Source organism: Streptomyces sp. 6-11-2, assembly GCF_006540305.1.
GTDB lineage: Bacteria > Actinomycetota > Actinomycetes > Streptomycetales > Streptomycetaceae > Streptomyces.
Genome location: NZ_BJOR01000001.1, coordinates 4,709,075 through 4,733,035 on the forward strand (window position 1 = coordinate 4,709,075; position 23,961 = coordinate 4,733,035).

Annotated in this window: 19 protein-coding genes and 2 tRNA genes; 13 read left to right on the forward strand and 8 right to left on the reverse strand. The window is 70.1% G+C overall.

Annotated features, from left to right (window positions below; all coding sequences use genetic code 11):
• Positions 1 to 125: 125 nt before the first annotated feature.
• A complete protein-coding gene (pepN, locus tag TNCT6_RS20705; protein WP_141360884.1) occupies positions 126 to 2,726 on the reverse strand; it encodes an aminopeptidase N in 2,601 nt (866 codons plus the stop codon).
• 135 nt (positions 2,727 to 2,861) lie between these two features.
• On the opposite strand from pepN, the gene TNCT6_RS20710 reads away from it, so the two are divergent.
• Positions 2,862 to 3,536: a DsbA family protein gene (locus TNCT6_RS20710; RefSeq protein ID WP_141360886.1), complete on the forward strand. Its 675-nt coding sequence runs from the start codon at positions 2,862 to 2,864 to the stop codon at positions 3,534 to 3,536.
• Positions 3,537 to 3,545: 9 nt separating this feature from the next.
• On the opposite strand, the gene TNCT6_RS20715 is transcribed toward TNCT6_RS20710, so the two are convergent.
• Both TNCT6_RS20715 and TNCT6_RS20720 read right to left on the reverse strand, forming a co-directional pair.
• A complete protein-coding gene (locus TNCT6_RS20715; protein ID WP_141360888.1) occupies positions 3,546 to 3,767 on the reverse strand; it encodes a hypothetical protein in 222 nt (73 codons plus the stop codon).
• A gap of 257 nt (positions 3,768 to 4,024) precedes the next feature.
• Complete coding sequence (locus tag TNCT6_RS20720) at positions 4,025 to 5,446, reverse strand: amino acid permease (protein WP_253266175.1); 1,422 nt, start codon at positions 5,444 to 5,446, stop codon at positions 4,025 to 4,027.
• 408 nt (positions 5,447 to 5,854) lie between these two features.
• Between TNCT6_RS20720 and TNCT6_RS20725 the strand changes: the two genes are divergently transcribed.
• Entirely contained in the window at positions 5,855 to 6,436 is a 582-nt protein-coding gene (locus tag TNCT6_RS20725) for a biotin transporter BioY (protein WP_141360890.1), read from the forward strand.
• Positions 6,437 to 6,654: 218 nt separating this feature from the next.
• On the opposite strand, the gene TNCT6_RS20730 is transcribed toward TNCT6_RS20725, so the two are convergent.
• On the reverse strand, positions 6,655 to 8,130 hold the full coding sequence (locus TNCT6_RS20730) for an amino acid permease (RefSeq protein ID WP_141360892.1): 1,476 nt from the start codon (positions 8,128 to 8,130) through the stop codon (positions 6,655 to 6,657).
• Positions 8,131 to 8,348: 218 nt separating this feature from the next.
• Between TNCT6_RS20730 and TNCT6_RS20735 the strand changes: the two genes are divergently transcribed.
• A complete protein-coding gene (locus tag TNCT6_RS20735; protein WP_141360894.1) occupies positions 8,349 to 8,834 on the forward strand; it encodes a ribose-5-phosphate isomerase in 486 nt (161 codons plus the stop codon).
• Between the two features lie 311 nt (positions 8,835 to 9,145).
• The gene (locus TNCT6_RS20740) at positions 9,146 to 9,967 is read left to right on the forward strand and encodes an Fpg/Nei family DNA glycosylase (protein WP_141360896.1); all 822 of its coding nucleotides are present in this window, start codon (positions 9,146 to 9,148) and stop codon (positions 9,965 to 9,967) included.
• A gap of 10 nt (positions 9,968 to 9,977) precedes the next feature.
• Here TNCT6_RS20740 and TNCT6_RS20745 read toward each other — a convergent pair whose 3' ends face one another.
• On the reverse strand, positions 9,978 to 11,219 hold the full coding sequence (locus TNCT6_RS20745; protein WP_141360898.1) for a GNAT family N-acetyltransferase: 1,242 nt from the start codon (positions 11,217 to 11,219) through the stop codon (positions 9,978 to 9,980).
• Positions 11,220 to 11,381: 162 nt separating this feature from the next.
• On the opposite strand from TNCT6_RS20745, the gene TNCT6_RS20750 reads away from it, so the two are divergent.
• Both TNCT6_RS20750 and TNCT6_RS20755 read left to right on the forward strand, forming a co-directional pair.
• Entirely contained in the window at positions 11,382 to 12,560 is a 1,179-nt protein-coding gene (locus TNCT6_RS20750; RefSeq protein ID WP_141360900.1) for a PP2C family protein-serine/threonine phosphatase, read from the forward strand.
• 42 nt (positions 12,561 to 12,602) lie between these two features.
• Positions 12,603 to 13,055 (forward strand): HD domain-containing protein, encoded by a 453-nt coding sequence (locus TNCT6_RS20755; RefSeq protein WP_141366659.1) that lies wholly within the window; start codon positions 12,603 to 12,605, stop codon positions 13,053 to 13,055.
• On the opposite strand, the gene TNCT6_RS20760 is transcribed toward TNCT6_RS20755, so the two are convergent.
• Complete coding sequence (locus TNCT6_RS20760; RefSeq protein WP_141360903.1) at positions 13,045 to 14,229, reverse strand: acyltransferase family protein; 1,185 nt, start codon at positions 14,227 to 14,229, stop codon at positions 13,045 to 13,047. The genes TNCT6_RS20755 and TNCT6_RS20760 overlap by 11 nt on opposite strands.
• A 489-nt stretch (positions 14,230 to 14,718) precedes the next feature.
• Here TNCT6_RS20760 and TNCT6_RS20765 point away from each other — a divergent pair, with 489 nt between their 5' ends.
• Positions 14,719 to 14,913 carry a hypothetical protein gene (locus TNCT6_RS20765; protein WP_141360905.1) on the forward strand — a complete coding sequence of 65 codons (195 nt, stop codon included), beginning with the start codon at positions 14,719 to 14,721 and terminating at the stop codon, positions 14,911 to 14,913.
• A 116-nt stretch (positions 14,914 to 15,029) separates the two neighbouring features.
• Here the strand turns inward: TNCT6_RS20765 and TNCT6_RS20770 are convergent.
• Positions 15,030 to 15,100: transfer RNA gene (locus TNCT6_RS20770), tRNA-Gly, on the reverse strand.
• Between the two features lie 196 nt (positions 15,101 to 15,296).
• Here TNCT6_RS20770 and TNCT6_RS20775 point away from each other — a divergent pair.
• The 5 genes from TNCT6_RS20775 to clpX all read left to right on the forward strand — a co-directional run bounded on the left by TNCT6_RS20775 (position 15,297) and on the right by clpX (position 20,054).
• Positions 15,297 to 15,373 (forward strand) — tRNA-Pro (locus TNCT6_RS20775).
• A gap of 193 nt (positions 15,374 to 15,566) precedes the next feature.
• On the forward strand, positions 15,567 to 16,943 hold the full coding sequence (tig, locus tag TNCT6_RS20780) for a trigger factor (protein ID WP_141360907.1): 1,377 nt from the start codon (positions 15,567 to 15,569) through the stop codon (positions 16,941 to 16,943).
• Between the two features lie 247 nt (positions 16,944 to 17,190).
• The gene (locus tag TNCT6_RS20785; RefSeq protein ID WP_172633231.1) at positions 17,191 to 17,796 is read left to right on the forward strand and encodes an ATP-dependent Clp protease proteolytic subunit; all 606 of its coding nucleotides are present in this window, start codon (positions 17,191 to 17,193) and stop codon (positions 17,794 to 17,796) included.
• Positions 17,797 to 17,927: 131 nt separating this feature from the next.
• Positions 17,928 to 18,608: an ATP-dependent Clp protease proteolytic subunit gene (locus TNCT6_RS20790; RefSeq protein WP_141360910.1), complete on the forward strand. Its 681-nt coding sequence runs from the start codon at positions 17,928 to 17,930 to the stop codon at positions 18,606 to 18,608.
• A gap of 159 nt (positions 18,609 to 18,767) precedes the next feature.
• On the forward strand, positions 18,768 to 20,054 hold the full coding sequence (clpX, locus tag TNCT6_RS20795) for an ATP-dependent Clp protease ATP-binding subunit ClpX (protein ID WP_100566838.1): 1,287 nt from the start codon (positions 18,768 to 18,770) through the stop codon (positions 20,052 to 20,054).
• A gap of 93 nt (positions 20,055 to 20,147) precedes the next feature.
• Here the strand turns inward: clpX and TNCT6_RS20800 are convergent, their stop codons facing one another.
• The gene (locus TNCT6_RS20800; protein WP_141360912.1) at positions 20,148 to 21,119 is read right to left on the reverse strand and encodes a hypothetical protein; all 972 of its coding nucleotides are present in this window, start codon (positions 21,117 to 21,119) and stop codon (positions 20,148 to 20,150) included.
• Positions 21,120 to 21,256: 137 nt separating this feature from the next.
• On the opposite strand from TNCT6_RS20800, the gene TNCT6_RS20805 reads away from it, so the two are divergent.
• On the forward strand, positions 21,257 to 23,887 hold the full coding sequence (locus TNCT6_RS20805; RefSeq protein ID WP_141360914.1) for a valine--tRNA ligase: 2,631 nt from the start codon (positions 21,257 to 21,259) through the stop codon (positions 23,885 to 23,887).
• Positions 23,888 to 23,961 lie beyond the last annotated feature (74 nt).

A 23,961-nucleotide genomic window follows, 5' to 3' on the forward strand; every position in this document is an offset into this window, starting at 1 on the left:
TGAAGGACGGTTGTTCGGATGCCGGAAACCCCTGGTCCCGTCGTGGGTGGACCAGGGGTTACGGCGAGCCGGGCACGCATCCTGTAACAGCTGCGGCGTGCCCGACCCTTGGCCAGAACTACGGGTCAGCCGGCGGACGTTCCGGCCGCCGCGTCGCACGCCTGTCCACGCAGCGCCCGGGCCAGGTCGTCCCGGGCCTCCAGCACCAGGCGGCGCAGGGCGGGAGCGGCGCCCTCGTGCGCGGCGAGCCACGCGTCGGCCGCCTCCAGGGTCTCCGGCGAGTCCTGCAACGCCGGGAACAGCCCCCGTACGACGTCCATGCCGATCTGGATGGACCGCTCCGTCCACACCCGCTCGATCGCCTCGAAGTACCTCGGTGTGTACGGCGCGAGCAGCTCCCGCTGGGAGGCCTGCCCGAAGCCCGCGATGGTCGCCTCCACCAGCGCGTTCGACAACGCGTCCGAGTCGACCACCTGCTCCCAGGCCCGCGCCTTGACGGCGGCCGAGGGCCGCGCGGCCAGGCAGCGCACCTGGTGCCGCTTGCCGGAGGCGGTGTCGTCCCGGGCGAGTTCGGCGGCGAGCACCTTCTCGTCCGCCACCCCGTGCGCCGCCAGCGGCTCCAGGAACGCCCAGCGCAGCTCCTGGTCGACCTCCAGGCCGGCGATCTCCTTCGTGCCGTCCAGCAGGCCCTTCAGCAGCTCCAGGTCGTCCGGCGCCGAGGCTGCCGTGGCGAAGAAGCGCGCCCACGCGAGCTGGTGCTCGCTGCCCGGCTCGGCCTGCCGCAGCTCGGCCAGCGCGCCCTCGGCCAGCGCCCGCCCGCCGGTCTCCCGCCACTGCGGCGCCGCGTAGTGCACCAGCGCGGACTCCGCCCAGGCGTGCAGCATCTGGAGCACGCCGATGTCGGTCTCGCGCCCGGCGAAGCGCAGCACCAGGCCCACGAAGTCCCGCGCCGGCAGCAGCGCGTCCCGGGTCAGGTTCCACAGCGCCGACCAGCACAGCGCGCGGGCCAGCGGGTCGGTCAGGCCGCCCAGGTGCTCCCGCAGGGTCGCCAGCGAGGTCTCGTCGAAGCGGATCTTGCAGTAGGTCAGGTCGTCGTCGTTGACCAGCACCAGATCGGGCGCGTCCGCACCCGCCAGCTCGGACACCACCGTACGGGCGCCGGCCACGTCGGTCTCGGCGCGCGCGTACCGCTCCAGTGCCCCCACCTGGGACCGCTGGTACAGGCCCACCGCCACCCGGTGCGGGCGTAGCTCCGGGTGGCCCGCCGGGGCAATGACAGAGGCCTCCTGCACCACGGCCAGCTCCTCGATCCGGCCGTCGGCGCCCAGCACCACCTGCGGGGTCAGCGAGTTGACCCCGGCCGTCTGGAGCCACGACCGCGCCCACGCGCCCATGTCACGGCCGCTGGTCTCCTCCAGCACCGCGAGCAGGTCTCCCAGCCGGGTGTTGCCGTAGGCGTGCCGCTTGAAGTAGCGCCGCGCGCCCTCCAGGAACGCGTCCTGGCCGACGTAGGCCACCAGCTGCTTGAGCACCGAGGCGCCCTTGGCGTACGTGATGCCGTCGAAGTTCAGCTTGGCGTCCTGGAGGTCGCGGATGTCCGCGGTGACCGGGTGCGTGGAGGGCAGCTGGTCCGCGCGGTACGCCCAGGCCTTGCGGCGGTTGGCGAAGGTGATCCAGCCGTCCGTGAAGCGAGTCGCGCCGACCAGCGAGAACGAGCCCATGAAGTCGGCGAAGGACTCCTTCAGCCACAGGTCGTCCCACCACTCCATGGTGACCAGGTCGCCGAACCACATGTGCGCCATCTCGTGCAGGATCACATTGGCCCGGGCCTCGTAGGAGGCCTGCGTGACCTTCCCGCGGAAGATGTACTCCTCCCGGAAGGTGACCAGGCCCGGGTTCTCCATCGCGCCGAGGTTGTACTCGGGCACGAACGCCTGGTCGTACTTGCCGAACGGGTACGGGTAGTCGAAGTGGTCGTGGAAGAAGTCCAGGCCCTGCTTGGTGACCAGGAAGACGTCCTCGGCGTCGAAGTGCTTGGCGAGCCCCTTGCGGCACAGCGCGCCCAGCGGGATCTCCAGCCGCGTACCGTCCTCGAACACCCGTTCGTAGGAGTCCGTCACCCGGTGGTACGGGCCCGCGACCACGCAGGTGATGTACGTCGAGATCGGCTTGGTCTCGGCGAACCGCCACACCCCGTCCTGCCGCTCGCCGACGCCGTTGCTCCACACCGTCCAGTCCTCGGGCGCCCGCACCTCGAAGCGGAACGGCGCCTTCAGGTCAGGCTGCTCGAAGTTGGCGAAGACCCGGCGGGAGTCGGCGGGCTCGTACTGCGTGTAGAGGTAGACCTCGCCGTCCTCCGGGTCGACGAAGCGGTGCAGGCCCTCGCCGGTGCGCGAGTAGGCGCACTGCGCGTCCACGACGAGCTCGTTGTCGGCGGACAGGTCCTCCAGGAGGATCCGGGAGCCGTCGAAGACCTCGCTGGGGTCGAGGTCCCTGCCGTTGAGCGAGACGGCGGTGACGCTCGGCGCGAGCAGGTCCGCGAAGCTCGACGCGCCCGGCTCGTTGCAGCGGAACCGGATCGTCGTCACGGACCGGAACGTCCGCGGACCGTTCCCGGTGTCCTCGCCCACCGCGGACCGCACGTCCAGGGACACCTCGTACCCGTCGACGGACAGCAGGGCGGCCCGCTCCCGGGCCTCGTCGCGGGACAGATTCTCACCGGGCACAGGCGGCACTCCCTCGGAAGTTTTCACGATGTGGACAGCACCGATCCTGCCATGCGGGTTTGCCGCGCGGCAGCCGGGAATGCCGTGCACGACCGTCGATGTTGGCAGTTCAACGACCCTTTACCGAGGAGAGCCATGTCCGAGACCGCCCCCGCCGCGACCCCGTCGTCCGGCAAGACTCCCGTCGACTTCTGGTTCGACCCGCTGTGCCCCTGGGCCTGGATGACGTCCCGGTGGGTGCTGGAAGTGGAGAAGGTGCGGGACATCGAGGTCCGCTGGCACATCATGAGCCTCGCGGTGCTCAACGAGCCGAGGCTGGACGAACTGCCCGAGGAATACCGGGAGCTGCTGACCACCAAGGCGTGGGGGCCCGTACGGGTGGTCACCGCGGCCTGGCAGAAGCACGGCGAGGACGTCCTCGGCCCGCTCTACACCGCGCTCGGCACCCGCTTCCACAACCGGGGCGAGGGCCCCACCCGCGAGGCCGTCGTCGCCGCGCTCGACGAGGTGGGCCTGCCCGCCGACCTGATCGACTACGCCGACCAGGAGAACTTCGAGTTCGACGCCGAACTGCGCGCCTCGCACAAGGAGGGCATCGAGAAGGTCGGCCAGGACGTCGGCACCCCGGTCATCGCGGTCCCCGGCCCGGACGGCGAGCAGATCGCCTTCTTCGGACCGGTCGTCACCCCCACCCCCAAGGGCGAGCAGGCCGCCCGGCTCTGGGACGGCACCCTCGCGGTCGCCTCCGTCCCCGGCTTCTACGAGATCAAGCGCACCCGCACGGCGGGACCGGACTTCGGCAACCTGTGACCCGGCCGGTCAGCGGAAGCTCTCGGGGAGGCTGAAGCCCTTCTTCTGGGCCCAGCGCGGCTGGACCCACAGGCAGCGCCCCTTGGGGCCCTGGCTCTCGCACCGCCACCAGCCGTGGCCGTCCCGCACTCCGCGTGCCTCGTTGATGTGCCTCGCCTCGTCCGGGCCCACCTTGCCGAAGGGGTGCGGCTTCTTCTCGGGGCAGTCGGGGCAGTGGATGTAGTCCGGCATGCGCGCCTCCGGTCCGGTCGTCGGATCGCTGTACGATTCGCCGGAATTGAGATCGTAAGGGCGCGAGTGTCGCGCCGCGAGCCCGGAACCGGCCCCGCCGGGGCTCGGAACCGGTCCCGCTGGGGCTGTATCCGAACGTGGAACCCCCGCGAGACACGCTCTCGCGGGGGTTCCTTCTTTACGCCTGCCGGGTGAAGGGCGAAGGGTGAACAGGCGGTCACGAGGCCGGACGGTCCCGGACGGCGTTCCGGGATGCGTCAGCTCCCGGCGCGCCTGCGCTGCCGGATGTACCCGGCCGCCGCCAGGAACAGCGTCATGGCGCCCGTCGAGTACAGCTGCACCCGCGTGCCGGACTCCCCGGCCATCAGGGCGAAGACCGCCGCCATGCCGGCCAGGGCCACCCAGGTCAGCCACGGGAACGCCCACATCCGGACCACCAGCTTCTCCGGCGCCTCCTGCTCCAGCCTGCGGCGCAGCCGCAGTTGCGAGACGGCGATGAAGATCCAGACGACGAGGATCACCGCGCCGATCATGTTCAGCAGCCAGGGGAAGACGTCGTTGGGCCGCCAGTAGCTCAGCAGCACGCAGACGAAACCGAAGACGGAGCTGGCCAGCACCGCGATCCGCGGCACCCCGCCGGAGACCTTCGCCAGCGCCTTCGGGCCCTGACCGCGCTCGACCAGCGAGTACGCGATGCGCGAGGAGCCGTAGATGTTGGCGTTCATCGCGCTCAGCAGCGCGACCAGCACCACGACGCTCATCAGCTGACCGGCCCCCGGGATGCCGAGGTGGTCCAGCGCGGCGACGTACGGGCCCTTCGCGACGACCTCCTCGGAGTCCCAGGGGACGAGCGTGACGATCACCGCCATGGAGCCGACGTAGAACAGCGCGATCCGCCACATCGCCGTGCGCACGGCGCTCGCCACGCCGCGGATCGGGTTCTCCGACTCGGCCGCCGCGATGGTGACCGTCTCCAGGCCGCCGTAGGCGAAGACCGAGGCGAGCAGGCCGATGACCAGGCCGTGGCCACCGTGCGGCAGGAAGTCGGCGAGGTTCGAGGCACCCGGGGAGTCCGTGCCGGGCAGCACGCCCGCGACGGCCAGCACACCGAGGACCAGGAACAGGGCGATCGCGCCGACCTTCAGCGCGGCGAACCAGAACTCGAACTCGCCGAAGTTCTTCACCGCGGCCAGGTTCGTGCCGCAGAACACCACCATGAACAGCGCCACCCACACCCACTCCGGCGTGCCCGGCAGCCACCCGGTGACGATCTTCGCGGCGCCCATGCCCTCCAGGCCGACCGCGGTGCACAGCAGCACCCAGAACGACCAGCCCGCGGTGAACCCGGCCCATGGACCGAACGCCCGCTCGGCGTGCGCGGAGAACGAGCCCGACGACGGGTACGCGGCCGACATCTCGCCCAGCATCCGCATGACCAGCATCACGAGCGCGCCGGACAGGGCGTAGGCGACGACGATCGAGGGGCCGGCGGCGGCGATGCCCGCGCCGGAACCGACGAAGAGGCCGGCGCCGATCACACCGCCGAGGGCGATCATCGACAGGTGGCGCTGCTTGAGGCCGTGGGACAGGGAGACGTCGTCCGCCCGCGGGGGCGCCGACGGGGATCCCCCCTGCTCCGGCGAAGCCGAGAGCTTGGGGGAGGTGGTGTCGCTTGGCATGGGGGAGGCCCGTCCGGTGGGGGACAGATGCGAAAACCCCCACAGTCTGGGCGGCCGCTCCACCGCGACGGAGCGCCCGCTCACCATCCGGACGTGCTCTGTGCACAGAGTGAGACGGTGATTACCCGCGCGGGGTTGTCGCGGCCGGTGCGCGGCACGCGGCACCGCCCTTGATCCAGTCGCCGAGCCGTTTGGCGGGACCCTACAGTCGCCGTGCCCTCGGCCCGAGTGGCGGAAACCGCGCCACCTCAGTGACAGGCGTCACGTCCCGCAGGGTGTACGGCGTTTCCTTTGTGCGAAACCGACCAAGCGTCCGTTCCCCCCTTGTCGACCGCTGACGGTGATCGCCGCGCCGCCGCTGGGATAGCGTCGCGCTGTCCCGAACTGCCCTCACTCCGCGGAGTCCCCATGAGCACCGCTGCCGCCACCCCCGCCCGTACCGGGGTCGTCCTCGCCGACCTGCTGCCCGCGTCCCGTGTCCGGGACGTGGCCCTCGTGGTGGGCGGCGCCGCGCTCACCGGCCTCGCCGCCCAGATCTCGGTGCCCGTCCCGCACTCCCCGGTGCCGGTGACCGGTCAGACCTTCGCGGCGCTGCTCGTGGGCACCACGCTGGGTGCCGGCCGCGGTTTCCTCGCCCTCGCGCTGTACGTGCTCGCGGGCGCGGCGGGCGTGCCGTGGTTCGCGGGCGGTGCCTCGGGCGCGGGCTCCGTCTCCTTCGGCTACGTCCTCGGCATGCTGCTTGCCGCCACCGTCGTGGGCGCCCTGGCCCGCCGCGGCGGTGACCGCAACGTCTGGCGCACGGCCGGCACGATGGTGCTGGGCCAGGCGATCATCTACGCGGTCGGCGTGCCCTACCTGGCCCTGGCCACCGGCATGTCCACGTCCGCCGCGCTCGCCGCCGGCCTCACGCCGTTCGTGATCGGCGACGTCCTCAAGGCCGCCCTGGCGATGGGCCTGCTGCCCACCGCCTGGAAGCTGGCCGGGAAGTGACCGTCCGCTTCGCGATGCCGTAGTTCCCGCCGGTTCCTGCGAAAGCCCGCGAAAACCCGCGAAGGCCCGCCGGAATCCCGCGGATATCCCGCGGATATCCCGCGGAATCCTACGAAAGAGGCCCGCCGCGTCGCCCCTGCGACGTTCCCCGGCGGGCCTCTTCCGCGTTCCGGACCGTCAGACCTGCCTGCGCCTGCCGGGCCCCGCCGCGACCGTCGTCAGCCGGCCGCGACCTTGTCCGTCTCCTCGGCGGCCGGGGCCGCGACCGCCGTGCGGCCGCTCCCGAGCCTCTGCTTGACGAAGGAGATCACCAGCACGATCGCCGCGACCAGCAGCGACAGCAGCACGGTCTCGCGGCCGTCGTGCTCGGTGTCGGTCAGCATGTAGCCGAAGACGAAGACGATCAGCCCGGCCGCCGCCCACGTCAGATACGGGTACAGCCACATCTTCACGACCAGCTTCTCCGGCGCCTCCCGCTGGATGATCTTCCGCATCCGCAGCTGCGAGAAGCAGATCACCAGCCAGACGAACAGGGCGACCGCGCCGGAGGAGTTGACGAGGAAGAGGAACACGGAGTCCGGGAACCTGTAGTTGAAGAACACGGCCACGAAGCCGAACACGACCGACGAGACGATCGCGGCCATCGGCACACCGCGGCGGGTGGTCCGTGCGAACGCCTTCGGCGCGTCCCCGCGCTCGCCGAGCGAGAAGGCCATCCGGGAGGCGGTGTAGAGGCCGGAGTTGAGGCAGGAAAGCACCGACGTCAGCACGATGAAGTTCATGATCTGACCGGCGTGCGGGATGCCGAGGGAGTCGAGGGCGGCCACGTAGGAGCCCTTCTCGGTGATCGCCTTGTCGTTCCAGGGGAGCAGGGCGACCACGACGAAGACGGAACCGAGGTAGAAGACGCCGATGCGCCAGATGATGCTGTTGGTCGACTTGGTGACGGCGCGCTGCGGGTCCTCCGACTCGCCCGCCGCGAGGGTGGCGATCTCGCTGCCCATGAAGGAGAAGACGACGAGCAGTACACCGGTCATGATGGCGCCGGGCCCGTTCGGCAGGAACCCGCCGTGGTCGGTGAGGTTGCCGAGCCCCGCCTTGTCGCTGTGCACGCCGGGCAGTACGCCGAAGACGGCCAGCCCGCCGACGACGACGAACGCGGCGATCGCCACGACCTTGATCCCGGCGAACCAGAACTCGAACTCTCCGTAGGAGCCGACGGAGACGAGGTTGGTGGCGGTCAGCACCACCATGACGATGAGGGCCCAGCCCCACTGGGGCACGGCCGGCACCCAGCCGGAGAGGATCTTGGCGCCCGCCGTCGCCTCCACGGCCAGCACGACGACCCAGAAGAACCAGTACAGCCAGCCGATGGAGAACCCGGCCCAGCCGCCGAGCGCCCGGTCGGCGTGCGCGGAGAAGGAACCGGAGGTGGGGTTGGCGGCGGACATCTCGCCGAGCATGCGCATCACGAGGACGACGAGAGTGCCCACGAGTGCGTAGGAGAGGAGGATGCCCGGTCCGGCGGTGGCGATGGCCGAGCTGGAACCGACGAAGAGACCGGCGCCGATGACACCGCCGATGGCGATCATCGACAGATGGCGGTTCTTGAGCCCGGCCTGGAGCCCCGAACCGGGGCCCTCGGGGTTCGTATGGCCGCTTCCGGTCTCCGAAAGGGTCGGCTGCGAAGTCATGGGGGGAATTCCTTTGCTCGGGTGGAGCACTGCCCCGTACGAGCGGTGTACGGGATGCTCCAGTGAAACGGAGGCATTGGAATCCGTGAACCTTCGAAATGTAATTGTTACTTGAGGTTTCTTTGAGCTTTGAAAGATTAGCCACATTTTTCTTGTGGATGTGATAATGCACGTGACCCGGCGCTGCCGCCCGCATTCCGCCATGTCACACTCGGACCATGCGCGTGTATCTCGGCTCCGACCATGCGGGCTTCGAACTCAAGAACCACCTCGTCGAGTGGCTCAAGGCGGCGGGCCACGAGCCCGTCGACTGCGGACCGCACATCTACGACGCCCAGGACGACTACCCGCCCTTCTGCCTGCGCGCCGCGGAGCGCACGGCCGCGGACCCCGACTCCCTCGGCATCGTGATCGGCGGCTCCGGCAACGGCGAGCAGATCGCGGCGAACAAGGTCAAGGGCGTGCGCGCGGCCCTCGCCTGGAGTGAGGAGACGGCCTCCCTCGGCCGCCAGCACAACAACGCGAACGTCGTCGCGGTGGGCGCGCGCATGCACACCACGGAGGAGGCGACGAAGTTCGTCGAGACCTTCCTCGGCACGCCCTTCTCCGGTGACGAGCGCCACATCCGCCGCATCGACATGCTCACGGCCTACGAATCGACGGGCGACCTCCCCCCGATCCCGGCCCACCACCCCCAGCAGTAACCGACGCACTACCCCACGGCACGGCGCCCTGAGGGGAGCCGTGCCGCCACCTTGCGGGCCGGCTCAGCCCTCGGCAGGTGCGGAGAGGCGGGAGTCCCCGCTGGAGATCCCGGCCGAGTTCTGCCAGGGGCGCAGGGGACGGAGTCCCCGCGGGGGTCCGGGGCGCAGCCCCCAGGCTCGGCACCCCTTCACCCACCGAGACCGGCGAGTGGGTGGGAAACGGGGTCCGGGGCGAAGCCCCAGGGCCGGTGCCCCCTCCACCCGCCGAGTCGGGCGGGCGGGGGGAAAAGAACCGCAAGAAGGGACACCCCGTGCCAGAGGGGCACACCATCCACCGCCTCGCACAGGACTACGCCGCCCACTTCTCAGGCCGGCAGGCCCACGTCACCAGCCCCCAGGGCAAGTTCTCCACCTCCGCCACCCTCCTCACCGGAGCGGAGCTCACCCGCACGGAAGCCCACGGCAAACACCTCTTCCTCCGCTTCCGCGACAGCGACTGGATCCACATCCACCTCGGCCTCTTCGGCAAGGTCACCTTCGGCGGCGCCCCCGCACCCCCGCCCACGGACACCGTCCGCCTCCGCCTCGCCAACGCCACCTCGTACGTCGACCTGCGCGGCCCCACCACCTGCGCTCTGATCACCGACGCCGAGAAACAGGCCGTGCACGACCGCCTCGGCCCCGACCCCCTGCGCCCCGACGCCGACCCGGACCAGGCCTACGCCCGCATACGCCGCAGCCGTACGACCATCGCCGCCCTGCTGATGGACCAGAAGGTCGTCGCCGGCGTCGGCAACGTCTACCGCGCCGAGGTCCTCTTCCGGCACCGCGTCGACCCCTACCGCCCCGGCAGGGACCTCACTCCGGCCGAGTGGGACGCCATCTGGGCCGACCTCGTCGCCCTCATGCGCGAGGGCGTCCGCACCAACCGCATCGACACCGTCCGCCCCGAGCACACCCCCGAGGCCATGGGCCGCCCGCCCCGCGTCGACGACCACGGCGGCGAGGTCTACGTCTACCGCCGTACCGCCCTGCCCTGCCACATCTGCGGCACGGACATCCGCACCGCCGGCCTCGCCGCCCGCAACCTCTTCTGGTGCCCCGCCTGCCAGCAGCCCGCGAAGGCGGGATGAGACGCCCGTCTCAGAATCCGTGCGGCAGCCACGGCGCCACCGCCGAGCCGAACGCCACCGACGTCCGGGACAGCGCCCCCCGCCGCAGCTCCCGTACCCGCCCGGCCGCCGCCAGCCCGGACAGCGGCACGCCGCCGAGGTACGCCGCCCCCAACTCCCTTACGGACAAGGAGAGTTCGGCCGCGCCCGAGGTCCGCTCGCAGGACGCCCCCTTCGCGTCTCCGGTCAGCCGCCACCGCCCGGCGTTCCAGGGGCAGAAGTCGTCCGCCACCTCCAACACCACGTCCACCGGCGTCTGGTAGGTCCGCGCGGCGAGCGCGGCGCCCACGTCCACGAGCCGTACGTACAGCACGTCCCGCACCTGCGGCCGGCACCGCCGGATGTCGGACACCAGGTACTGCCAGGGGTCGTCGGCCGGCCGCTCCCGCACGATCAGCGTCGAGGTCAGGTCGATGCCGAACAGGAAGCGCCACAGAGCCGCGTCGCTCTCCGGGTCCAGCGCGTCCAGGTCGTTCAGGAGCACCGTGCCCTCGTGCCCGCCGACGCCCCAGCCGGGCTTGACGCGGTAGCGGGCGTACCCCGTGACCTCGCCCGCCCGCTCGGCGACCACGCACTGCAGCGGCGAGGCGCCGGCCCGTGCGCTCTCCGGGTCGATCAGCGCCAGCCGCCCCCAGCCGGGCTGCCGGGCCGGCATCCCGGGCCGACGGGGCACCAGCCGCGCGTACACCGCCTCGCAGTCGTCCAGCACGTCGGCGGGCGCCGCGTACCGCAGGCGTACGTCGTCCGTGCCGGCCGGGACCGTCAGACCGGCCCGGTCGGTGTCGATCTCGGCGCTGAGCTGGAAGGTCGCCGCGCCGTACCCGAAGCGGCCGTAGATCGCCGGCTCGGAGGCGGTCAGTACCGCCAGCGGCTCGCCCCAGGCGCGCACGTCGTCCAGCTGCCGACGCATCATCGACGTCAGCACGCCGCGCCGCCGGTGCGTGGCGGCCACGCTCACCATCGTGATGCCGGCCGCCGGCAGCGAGTCGCCGCCCGGCACGGTGATCCGGAAGCGGAACGCCCCCGCCGTGCCCACACACATGTCCCCGTCCCAGACACCCAGGGAACGGTCCGGCTCGGTGAGGGACTTCCAGGCCTCCCGCTCCTCGGCCGGCTCCGGGACCCCTCCGAAGGCGCGGATCAGGTTGTCGTACCAGCGGTCCCACTCGTCCCGCCGCAGCACCCTCGGATCGGTCGCACGCTCAGTCGCCATGCGCCATGCCTACCAGCGCGCCACGGACCGGGCGAACGAATTTCGCACAGGTGGCAGCGAGACGGCCGCCGGTGAAGTTCACTGTGAATCCGAGCCTCGGACGGGGGACAAGTGGGACCTCCCGTGCCAAGCGTCAGGTCCGATGGATAGGGTCCCCAACTAATGGCAGCAGGACGACAGCGGCGCGCGGAAGCCGAGACGTTCACGGCCCGGTTGAAGATGCAGTGGCACCGGGCCCGCGTCGGCGTGCGCAGAGCCGCCGTCGACTACTTCCGCGGGGACGGCTCGGACTGGATCGCGCTCGGCGGTCTGCTGCTGACCATCCCGCTGATCCTGCTGCTGACGCTCGCCAACTCGGTGTGGTTCTCCCCGGTCGCGCTGGTGCTGCCCATCGTCGCCGGCGGGCTGCTGCTGCGCCCGGCGAGCCTGCTCGGCCTGTACGCCGCCGCGGCCACGGCGCTGATCGTGGAGTCGGTGCGGCTCGGGCCGTACACCGAGGGCCCGTCCCGGGTGACCCCGGGCGTGGTGCTCGTGGTCGCCGCCTGCGGCTTCTTCGGGCTGATCATCGCCCAGTTCCGCAGCCGGGTCGGCGTGCCCTGGCGGCGCGGCGGCACCATGCTGTTCGACCTGCGCGAACGCATCCGCGTCCAGAGCAAGCTGCCGCACCTGCCCGGAAGCTGGCATCACGAGATGGCGCTGCGCCCGGCCGGCGGCCAGTCCTTCTCCGGCGACTTCGTGGTCGCCGCCCGTACGAACGGCGGCCGCACCCTGGAGGTCGTGCTCACGGACGTCTCCGGCAAGGGCATGGACGCGGGCTCGCGGGCGCTGCTGCTGTCGGGCGCGTTCGGCGGTCTGCTCGGCAGCCTGCCCCCGCACGCGTTCCTGCCCGCCGCCAATGGCTACCTGCTGCGCCAGGACTGGGACGAGGGCTTCGCGACCTCCATCCATCTGGTGCTGGACCTGGACTCCGGCGACTACGAGCTGTACTCCGCGGGGCACCCGCCGGGCCTCCAGCTCAGCGCGGGCAGCGGCCGCTGGGAGGAGAAGGCCGCCGAGGGCCCGCTCCTCGGCGTGTACGACGGCGCCCAGTTCGACCCGGTCAAGGGCTCCCTGCGCGCCGGAGACGTCCTGATGCTGTTCACCGACGGCCTGGTGGAGACGTCCGACCGCGACATCGTCGAGGGCATCGACCGCCTCACCGGCGAGGCCGACCGCTATGTCGCCGGCGGCTTCCACGGCGCCGCCTGGCACCTGATCGAGGCAGTGGCGAAGGACGTCAACGACGACCGCGCCCTGCTCCTGATCTGCCGCGAGGGCCCCACGGCCCTGGCGGCACGCTGACACACTGGGCAGGTGACCGACACGCCCCGCACCCCGCGCACCATGTCCCCGGCCGAGGTCGAGACCCTCGCCAGGGCCGCTCACCAGGGGCAGACCGACAAGGCGGGCCGGCCCTACGCCGAGCACCTGCGGGCCGTCGCCGAGGGCGTACGGGTCCGGGGCGGCGACGGCGAGCAGATCGCGGCGGCCTGGCTGCACGACTCCGTGGAGGACGGCGCCCTGACCGAAGAGTGGCTGCGCGAGGCCGCGCTGAGCCGCCGTACGAAGGACATCGTGCTGGCGGTCACCAAGCGGGCAGGCGAGGACCCGGAGGCCTACGCGCGGCGGATCCTCGCCACGCCCGGCGCGCTGCTGGTGAAGGAGGCGGACCTGGCGCACAACGCCGACCCGGTCCGCCTCGCGGTCCTCGACGAGGCCACCCGCACCCGGCTGACCGGGAAGTACGCACGGATGCGCGCACTTCTCGGGCTCCCGCACGGCCCTCTCAGGCGCTGACCGAGCCGGCCTTCTCCCACTGCGGCCACTGTGCCTCCCGGCGCTCGCGGGCCTGCTCGCCCGCGTCCTGCCGGAAGGCCCACTTCATCTCGGGCTCCATGACGCAGCGGAAGACCCGCCGGACGGGGCGCGTGCACAGCAGGGTGATGACCGTCGCCGCCACGACGGTGACGAGGATCTCGCCGAGCGGACGGTGCAGCCAGGCGTGGTCGAACCAGCCCTGGAAGCCGGCGCCCTTGATGACGAAGCCGTGCAGCAGGTAGCCGTACAGCGTGCCCGCGCCGAGCGCCGTGCACCACATCCGCCGGCCCGGCACCCAGGCGAAGAAGCAGGCGGTCAGCACCAGCGAGCAGCCGAACAGCGCCAGCGTCATCACCGGGCCGGCCCACCAGGGCGCGCCCAGATCCTGCGCGGCGTCACGGTGGTAGAACCAGGAGGAGTTCATCCGGGGCGCCGCCCACCAGGCGGTGACCAGCGCCGCCGCGAACACCGGTACCGCCGCGATCCGCACCGAACGGCGGCGCACCAGCCGGAAGTGCTCGGCCTTCATCGACAGCCCCAGCACGAAGAACGGCAGGAACTGCAGCACCCGCTGAAGGTCCAGGTCGTCGCCGATGGACGAGCCGGCCGACGCCAGCATGGCGATGACGAGCGCGAGCGGAAGCGGCCGGCGGACCAGTTTCCAGAGGGGGGCGGTCAGCCGCCAGATGAACAGGGCGCACAGGAACCAGGTCAGGTACCAGGGGTCGAGGAGGCTGATGTCCTGTTCGGGGCTGTGGCCGGCGTAGCGCTTGAAGAGGGAGAGGGCGGTCTCGAAGACGACGTACGGAACCGCGACACCGGTGATCAGCCGCTTGAGTCGGTCGGGCCGGGCGTCGAAACTGCGCGAGAAGTAGCCGGAGATGACGATGAAGGCCGGCATGTGGAAGGCATACACGAACATGTACAGGCTTCGCAGGACGCGGCTGTCGTCCATGAGCGGCGCCCAGGAGTGACCCGCTGCCACCAGCACGATCGCCAGGTATTTGGCGTTGTCGAAGAACGCGTCGCGCTGTTTGGCCGGTCCTCCGTCCGACTCGCCCGGTCGGCGCGGACTCGGTACCGCGGGGGCCGGCGACTGTGCCGGGGGGAGCGGCGTTCTGTTCTGACCGGGGGACGAGGCAGCGTGGAACATCTGAGGCACCCTAGTGTTGTCCGCGGGTTTCCGTGAAAGCGCCGACGGCATACGCCGGTTATTCGCTGCGGGTACCCCCTAATTGACGAAGTCGGCATGCCGTCACGGGTGATGGTCGACACATCTCATGTGCCCATCGTGTGGGCACTCGCACCCCCAATGTCCGGACTCATCCCGATGAGTTGGTGCAGGAGTTCACGTTCTGGGCGACGATTCGAATTCCTTGCGAACATCATGTGCAGGCGTGTAAAAGGTCTCGCTGAATTCCCTGCGGAGGCGGTGCGCCGAACGGCGCCGAATTGCCTTGTGGGTCACGGTCGGAGAAGCGTCCCGCCCCAAGGGGTGCGATCCCGGGAGCGGACGGTTTGGCCGATGATGTGTCAGCCGCCGCATGGGGGAGCCGGGTTGGTGGCACGATGGTTCCAGCGGGGTGCGCGGGGCTGGGCGTCCGCGGGCCGGGAGAGCGACCGACCGAGGGTGTGATCAGTTGTGGCCATTTCACTGTCAGTGGTGCTGATGTTGGCGATCATCCTGGTGGTGCTGCTCCGAGGGGGCTCCATCAAGGCGGGCCCGGCCATCGTCGCCATACTCTTCGGCTTCTTCCTCGCCTCCACCGGAATGGCGCCGTCGATCAGCCGCTTCCTGAACTCGATAGCGCACACGATCAACTCGATCAGCTTCTGACGGGCAGGTGACGTGCCGCTGACCCGGCGGGACGGGGCGCGAGCCGTCCGCGCCCGCGGAGACGATCAGGGCCAGGTCGGAGGAAACATCCTCCGACCTGGCCCTGAGCCGTACAGAGCGGGCGACGGGAATCGAACCCGCGTAGCCAGTTTGGAAGACTGGGGCTCTACCATTGAGCTACGCCCGCACACAAGGCGCCGCCGGTCTGCCGACCGCGGCACACAAGGCATCGTAGCGGGTCGTGCGCCGTGGACGCACACTCCGTTCCCGTGAGGTGCCCGCGAGCCACTGCCGCACCGCGTTCGCGCCCGGCGCGTTCCCGGCGGTCGTGGAATGCGGCGTCCGCACTGCCTGCGGGCATGTACCCTACCTGTCGCACCAGACGGGGTGTGGCGCAGCTTGGTAGCGCGTCCGCTTTGGGAGCGGAAGGCCGTGGGTTCAAATCCCGCCACCCCGACCATCCGCCGGCCGCCGGTCGGCGTCACCACGCGTGATCGCCTTTGGGGGCGCGGAGTGGCTGCGGTTACTATGCAAACTGCGCGCCCGTGTGTCCGGTCCTGCTGGGCCTGCGAACTCCTCCGGGCGGGGCGAAATCCGCCGGACCTGTCTGGCCCCGGCAGAATCCAAGCAGTCAGCCACAAGGAGACCGAACCGTGAAGAGCGCCGTGGAGACCCTGAACCCGACCCGGGTTCGGCTCACTGTCGAGGTGCCCTTCGAGGAGCTCAAGGACAGCCTCGACGCGGCGTACAAGAAGATCAACCAGCAGGTCACGGTGAAGGGCTTCCGCAAGGGCAAGATCCCGGCCCGCGTCATCGACCAGCGGTTCGGCCGCGGTGCGGTTCTGGAGGAGGCCGTCAACGACGCGCTGCCGAAGTTCTACACCGAGGCGGTCAACGAGGCGGAGCTGAACCCGCTGGGCCAGCCCGAGGTCGACATCACCGAGCTGAAGGACGGCGAGACGCTGAACTTCACCGCCGAGGTCGACATCCGCCCGGCCATCGAGATCCCGGACTACTCCGGCATCGAGGTCGAGGTCGAGGCCGTCGAGGTCAGCGACGAGGACGTCGACAAGGCCGTCGAGCAGCTGCGCGAGCGCTTCGCCTCGACGAGCCCGGTCGAGCGCGCCGCCGAGGACGGCGACGTGGTCACCATCGACCTGGAGGCCAAGGTCGACGGTGAGGTCCTCGAGGACGGCGTGGCCAACGGCGTCTCCTACACCATCGGCTCCGGCGAGCTGCTGGACGGCATCGACGACGCCGTGAAGGGGCTGGAGGCCGGTGGCGAGGCCACCTTCACCTCCGAGCTCAAGGGCGGCTCCGCGGCCGGCAAGGAGGCCGAGGTCTCCGTCAAGGTCACCCAGGTCGCCGCGCGCGAACTGCCCGAGCTGGACGACGACTTCGCGCAGCTCGCCTCGGAGTTCGACACCCTCGAGGAGCTGCGCGCGGACAGCCGTAAGCGCCTGGAGAACATGAAGCAGTACGACCAGGCCACGCAGGCCCAGGAGCGCGTCCTGGACAAGCTGCTCGAGCTGGTCGAGGTCCCGGTCCCCGAGAAGCTGCTCGAGGACGAGATCAACACCCGCAAGCACAACCTGGAGCACCACCAGCTCGGCCAGATGGGCCTCACCCTCGACAAGTACCTGGAGATCCAGGGCAAGACCGCCGAGGAGTTCGAGACCGAGACCCGCGACGCCGCGGTCAAGGGCATCAAGACCCAGTTCGTCCTCGACGAGCTGGTCAAGACGGAGAAGCTCAACGTCAACCAGGAGGAGCTCACCGAGCACCTCATGCGGCGCGCCGCCTCCTCCGGCATGTCCCCCGACCAGTTCGCCCAGGCGGTCGTCGAGCAGAACCAGGTTCCGCTGCTGGTCGGCGAGGTCGCCCGCGGCAAGGCCCTGGCCGTCGTGGTCGAGGCCGCGACCGTGAAGGACACCAACGGCGAGATCGTCGACCTGGACGACGAGGAGGACGAGGCGGAGACCGCCGACGCCGCCGCCGAGGGCGAGGGCGAGGAGAAGGCCGAGGCCTGATCCGTACGGCATACGGATGCGCGCGGAGGACGGGCCCCGGGTACGTTGGTGACCTGGGGCCCGTTCGCTTTTCCGGAGGCCGCGCGCTACGCCCCCGGCGAACACTCCCCCCAGCGGGATTCGCCGAAGGGAGCCGCGCGTTAGGGTCCATGAGTACGGGGGCAGGGGAGTCCCCAGCCCCTGGCAGGAACACGTGAGACGGCCCGGCGCCGTCGTAAGACGAGCAGGTGGATACGTGACGAATCTGATGCCCTCCGCCGCCGGCGAGCCTTCCATCGGTGGTGGCCTCGGCGACCAGGTCTACAACCGGCTGCTCAACGAGCGGATCATCTTCCTCGGCCAGCCGGTCGACGACGACATCGCGAACAAGATCACCGCACAGCTGCTGCTCCTTGCCGCGGACCCGGACAAGGACATCTACCTGTACATCAACAGCCCCGGCGGCTCGATCACGGCCGGCATGGCGATCTACGACACCATGCAGTACATCAAGAACGACGTGGTGACCATCGCCATGGGCCTCGCGGCCTCGATGGGCCAGTTCCTGCTCAGCGCGGGCACCCCCGGCAAGCGCTTCGCGCTGCCGAACGCCGAGATCCTGATCCACCAGCCCTCCGCCGGTCTGGCCGGCTCGGCCTCGGACATCAAGATTCACGCCGAGCGGCTGCTGCACACCAAGAAGCGCATGGCCGAGCTGACCTCCTTCCACACCGGCCAGTCCGTCGAGCAGATCACCCGCGACTCCGACCGCGACCGCTGGTTCGACGCCCACGAGGCCAAGGAGTACGGCCTCATCGACGACGTCATCACCTCGGCCGCCGGCATGCCGGGCGGCGGTGGCACCGGGGCCTGAGCCGCTCCCACGGGGCCCACGAGGCCCCCTGAGCCGCTCCCGCGGAGTTCCCGGCCCCGTGCGGGTGTCCGAGACCTCCGCGCAGCCCAGCCAGCCCCAGCCGACCGCCCAGCCCTTTTCCAGGAGACACCGTGAACGACTTCCCCGGCAGTGGCCTCTACGACCGTACGCGTGCCGAGTACACCGGCCCCACGGCCGAGTCCCGCTATGTCATCCCGCGCTTCGTGGAACGCACCTCCCAGGGCATCCGCGAGTACGACCCGTACGCGAAGCTCTTCGAGGAGCGCGTGATCTTCCTCGGCGTCCAGATCGACGACGCCTCCGCCAACGACGTCATGGCGCAGCTGCTGTGCCTGGAGTCGATGGACCCCGACCGGGACATCTCGGTCTACATCAACAGCCCCGGCGGTTCCTTCACGGCGCTGACCGCCATTTACGACACCATGCAGTTCGTGAAGCCCGACATCCAGACCGTGTGCATGGGCCAGGCCGCCTCGGCCGCCGCCATCCTGCTGGCCGCGGGCACGCCGGGCAAGCGCATGGCGCTGCCCAACGCCCGGGTGCTGATCCACCAGCCGTACAGCGAGACCGGTCGCGGCCAGGTCTCCGACCTGGAGATCGCCGCCAACGAGATCCTCCGGATGCGTTCGCAGCTGGAGGAGATGCTGGCCAAGCACTCCAGCACGCCGATCGAGAAGATCCGTGAGGACATCGAGCGCGACAAGATCCTCACGGCCGAGGAGGCTCTGTCGTACGGGCTGATCGACCAGATCATCTCGACCCGGAAGATGAACAACGCGTCCGTCCGCTGACGGGAGGCAGTATCGTCTGCCACTCCTTGGCACGGTGCACGTCAAAGCGAACCGTGCCAAGGGGGGCCCGAACGAGGGGCCCGGCAAGGTACCGTCGACATAAGGCAGCACCAGGAGCCGCTGGACGTAGGCGTCTCCCAGGCGAAGGGGAAGCACACCGTGGCACGCATCGGTGACGGCGGCGATCTGCTCAAGTGCTCGTTCTGCGGCAAGAGCCAGAAGCAGGTCAAGAAGCTCATCGCAGGGCCCGGTGTGTACATCTGCGACGAGTGCATCGATCTCTGCAACGAGATCATCGAGGAGGAACTCGCGGAGACCAGCGAGGTGCGCTGGGAGGAACTGCCCAAGCCCCGCGAGATCTACGAGTTCCTGGACGGGTACGTCGTCGGCCAGGAGGCCGCGAAGAAAGCCCTGTCCGTCGCGGTGTACAACCACTACAAGCGCGTCCAGGCCGGCGAGAACGGCGGCGCGCAGGGCCGTGACGACGGCATCGAGCTCGCCAAGTCCAACATCCTTCTGCTGGGCCCCACGGGCTCCGGCAAGACGCTGCTGGCCCAGACGCTGGCCCGCATGCTGAACGTCCCGTTCGCCATCGCCGACGCCACGGCGCTGACGGAGGCGGGGTACGTCGGCGAGGACGTCGAGAACATCCTGCTGAAGCTGATCCAGGCGGCCGACTACGACGTCAAGAAGGCCGAGACCGGGATCATCTACATCGACGAGATCGACAAGGTCGCGCGGAAGAGTGAAAACCCGTCCATCACGCGGGACGTGTCGGGCGAGGGCGTCCAGCAGGCCCTGCTGAAGATCCTCGAGGGGACCACGGCCTCGGTTCCGCCCCAGGGCGGCCGCAAGCACCCCCACCAGGAGTTCATCCAGATCGACACGACGAACGTCCTGTTCATCGTGGGTGGCGCCTTCGCGGGCCTGGAGAAGATCATCGAGGGCCGGGCGGGCGCCAAGGGCATCGGCTTCGGCGCGACGATCCGTTCCAAGCGGGAACTGGAGACCAAGGACCAGTTCGAGGACGTCATGCCCGAGGACCTGGTCAAGTTCGGCATGATCCCGGAGTTCATCGGCCGGCTGCCGGTGATCACCTCGGTCCACAACCTGGACCGCGAGGCGCTCCTGAAGATCCTGGTCGAGCCGCGCAACGCCCTGGTCAAGCAGTACCAGCGCCTGTTCGAACTCGACGGCGTGGAGCTGGACTTCGAGCGCGAGGCTCTGGAGGCCATCGCCGACCAGGCCATCCTCCGCCAGACCGGTGCCCGCGGCCTGCGCGCCATCATGGAGGAGGTGCTCCAGGGCGTGATGTACGAGGTCCCGTCCCGCAAGGACGTGGCCCGCGTGGTCATCACGGCCGACGTCGTCCTCTCCAACGTCAACCCGACCCTGATCCCGCGCGACGCGCGCGGCCGCGGTCCGGGCGAGCAGAAGACGGCGTAACCGCCGCGCGGGAACGACGAATCCGCACGAACAACGAGGAAGGGGCCCCGGTCGACCGACCGGGGCCCCTTCCTCGTCTGCCAGGTGCCGGCGTCAGGCCTTGACGCGCACGTCCTTGCGGAGCTTGGCCGCGGTCGCGGCCGCGTCCTCGGGGCTGCTCGCCTTGCCGGTCATGGCGGATGCGAAGTCGACCGGCATCACCAGTCCGAGGGTGCTGTGGTCACCCCAGATGCAGACCGGCATCGTCATGTCCTTGGGGGCGCCGGCCGTGCCGCCCGACGTGCCCAGGTCGACCTTGATCTCCTGGCACTTGAGAACGGCGCCGTCGAGGCCGCTCGGGCTGTACGCCTTCGGGCTGCCGAGGAGCTCTCCGCCGTCGCTCTTCTCCTTCTCGGCGTTCTTCTTCATGTCCGCGAACATGTTGTCGACGGCCTTCTCGGGGTCGTCGATGGTGCCGTAGACGCCGCCGAAGCTGATCTGCTTCAGGGCGAGCGGGTTGCTCTTGTCCCCCGACTGGTAACCGGCGCTGACGTCCTTCGGGTTCTTCACGCCCCAGTTCTCGGCGTCCTTCAGATCCGACTTGGACATGCCGTCGTTCCCGGAGTCGTCGCTCTTCTTGTACTGGCCGTCGAGCACCGTCTCGGGCGTGATCAGCTTGTGTGGGCCGTCGTCCGCGACGCCGCCCCCGCCACCCCCGCCGATCAGGCCGATCGCGAAGAACGCGATCACCGCGATCACCGCGACGACCGCCACCGCGCCGATGATCAGGCCCGTCTTCTTGCCGCCGCCACCGGGGGCCGGAGGCTGCGGGGCGGCGCCATAGGGAGGCTGGCCGTACGGGGGCTGCTGGCCGTAGGGGTTCGGCTGGGGCGGGACGCCCGGGGCGGCGGGCTGCTGCGGGTAGCCGTAACCGGGCTGCGGCTGGGCGGGAGGGGCCTGCTGGGGGTAGCCGTAGCCGGGCTGGGGCGGTCCCTGTGGTGGCTGCTGGCCGTAGGGACCAGGCTGGCCGTACGGCCCCGGCTGCTGGGGCTGCCCGCCGTACGGGCCCGGCTGGTTGTTGCTCATTTCCTGGGTTCCCCTCCAGATGCTTATGTGTCCCTGACATCCTGGCCCAGGTACGGCGATGCCATGTCGTCGGGGTTGCCACCGTTACGAAACAAATGCGGTTCGGGACAGCGCCGTGACGCCTCTAAACTGGCCCCGTGACCGACAACGCTCAGCAGCAGACACCAGCGCCCGACACCGAACTGCCGACCCAGTACGCGCCGGCCGACGTAGAGGGGCCGCTGTACGAGCGCTGGGTAGAGCGGGGTTACTTCGAGGCGGACGAGAAGAGCGACAAGCCGCCGTTCACCGTCGTCATCCCCCCGCCGAACGTCACCGGCTCGCTCCACCTGGGGCACGCCTTCGAGCACACGCTCATCGACGCCCTCACGCGCCGCAAGCGCATGCAGGGTCACGAGACGCTGTGGCAGCCCGGCATGGACCACGCCGGCATCGCCACCCAGAACGTAGTCGAGCGCGAACTCGGCAAGGAGGGCAAGTCCCGGCACGACCTCGGCCGCGAGGCCTTCGTCGAGCGTGTCTGGCAGTGGAAGAACGAGTCCGGCGGGCAGATCTCCGGCCAGATGCGCCGCCTCGGCGACGGCGTCGCCTGGTCGCGCGAGCGCTTCACCATGGACGAGGGGCTGTCGCAGGCCGTTCAGACCATCTTCAAGCGGCTCTACGACGACGAACTCATCTACCGCGCCGAGCGCATCATCAACTGGTGCCCCCGGTGCCTGACCGCCATCTCCGACATCGAGGTCGAGTACCAGGACGACGACGGCGAGCTGGTCTCGATGAAGTACGGCGACGGGGACGACACCATCGTCGTCGCCACCACCCGTGCCGAGACCATGCTCGGTGACACCGCCGTCGCCGTTCACCCCGACGACGAGCGCTACCGCCACCTCGTCGGCAAGCTCATCAAGCTGCCGCTCACCGGCCGTTCCATCCCGGTCGTCGCGGACGAGCACGTCGACCCCGAGTTCGGCACCGGCGCCGTCAAGGTCACCCCGGCCCACGACCCGAACGACTTCGAGATCGGCCGGCGCCACGACCTGCCCGCCATCACCGTGATGGACGAGCACGCCGTCATCACCGTCCACGGCCCCTTCCAGGGCCTGGACCGCTTCGAGGCCCGCTCCGCCATCGTCGGCGCGCTGCGCGCCGAGGGCCGGATCGTCGCCGAGAAGCGCCCGTACGTCCACTCCGTCGGCCACTGCTCGCGCTGCAAGACCACCGTCGAGCCGCGCCTGTCCATGCAGTGGTGGGTCAAGGTCGGTCCGCTGGCCAAGGCCGCCGGCGACGCCGTCCGGGACGGCCGCGTCAAGATCCATCCGCAGGAGATGGAGAAGCGGTACTTCGACTGGGTCGACAACCTCCACGACTGGTGCATCTCACGGCAGTTGTGGTGGGGCCACCGCATCCCCGTCTGGTACGGGCCGAACGGCGAGGTCGTCTGCGTCGGACCCGACGAGCAGCCGCCCGGCACCGAGGCCGAGGGCTGGAAGCAGGACACCGACGTCCTCGACACCTGGTTCTCCTCCGGCCTGTGGCCGTTCTCGACCCTCGGCTGGCCCGAGCAGACCGAGAGCCTCGCGAAGTTCTACCCGAACTCCGTCCTGGTCACCGGCTACGACATCCTCTTCTTCTGGGTCGCCCGGATGATGATGTTCGGCCTGTACGCGATGGACGGCACCCCGCCGTTCCACACCATCGCCCTGCACGGCATGGTCCGCGACCAGTTCGGCAAGAAGATGTCGAAGTCCTTCGGCAACGCGGTCAACCCGCTGGACTGGATGGACAAGTACGGCTCCGACGCCCTCCGGTTCACCCTGGCCCGCGGCGCCAACCCCGGTGTCGACGTGCCGATCGGCGAGGACTGGGTCCAGGGTTCGCGCAACTTCGCCAACAAGATCTGGAACGCCACCCGTTTCGCGCTGATGAACGGCGCGACGGTGGACGGACCGCTGCCGGACGCCTCGAAGATGTCGGCGACCGACCGCTGGATCCTGTCCCGGCTGAACTCGGTGGTCGCCGAAGTCGACGCGTACTACGAGGACTTCCAGTTCGCCAAGCTGTCGGACGCCCTGTTCCACTTCGCCTGGGACGAGGTCTTCGACTGGTACGTCGAGCTGTCCAAGACGACGTTCCAGGCGGGCGGCGAGCCGGCCGAGGTCTCCAAGCGCGTCCTGGGCGAGGTCCTGGACGTCACGCTGAAGCTGCTGCACCCGGTGGTCCCGTTCGTCACGGAGACGCTGTGGACGACGCTGACGGGCGGTGAGTCCGTCGTCATCGCCGAGTGGCCGACCGACAGCGGCTTCCGGGACGCGGCCGCCGAGCGGGAGATCGAGACCCTCCAGTCCGTCATCACCGAGGTCCGCCGCTTCCGCGCCGACCAGGGGCTCCAGCCGGGCCAGCGCGTCCCGGCCAGCCTGGCCCTGGACGGCACGGCGCTGGCCACGCACGAGCCGGCCATCCGGCAGCTGCTGCGCCTCCAGCCGGAGGGCGACGGATTCACCGCCACGGCGACGCTGCCGGTCGCGGGTGTCGAGGTCGCGCTGGACCTGTCCGGGGCGATCGACGTCGCCGCGGAGCGTAAGCGGCTGGCGAAGGACTTGGCCGCCGCGGAGAAGGAGAAGGCCCAGGCGAACGGCAAGCTCGGCAACGAGGCGTTCCTGGCGAAGGCGCCCGACCACGTGGTCGAGAAGATCCGTACGCGGCTGGCCAAGGCCGAGGAGGACATCACACGGATCGCGGCGCAGCTGGAGCGGCTGCCGCAAGGCTAGAGCCGAGACCGGAAACGTTCAGCGGCAGCACTGGCGCGCGGCCCGCGGACGGATCCACGCGAAGGCAACGAAGG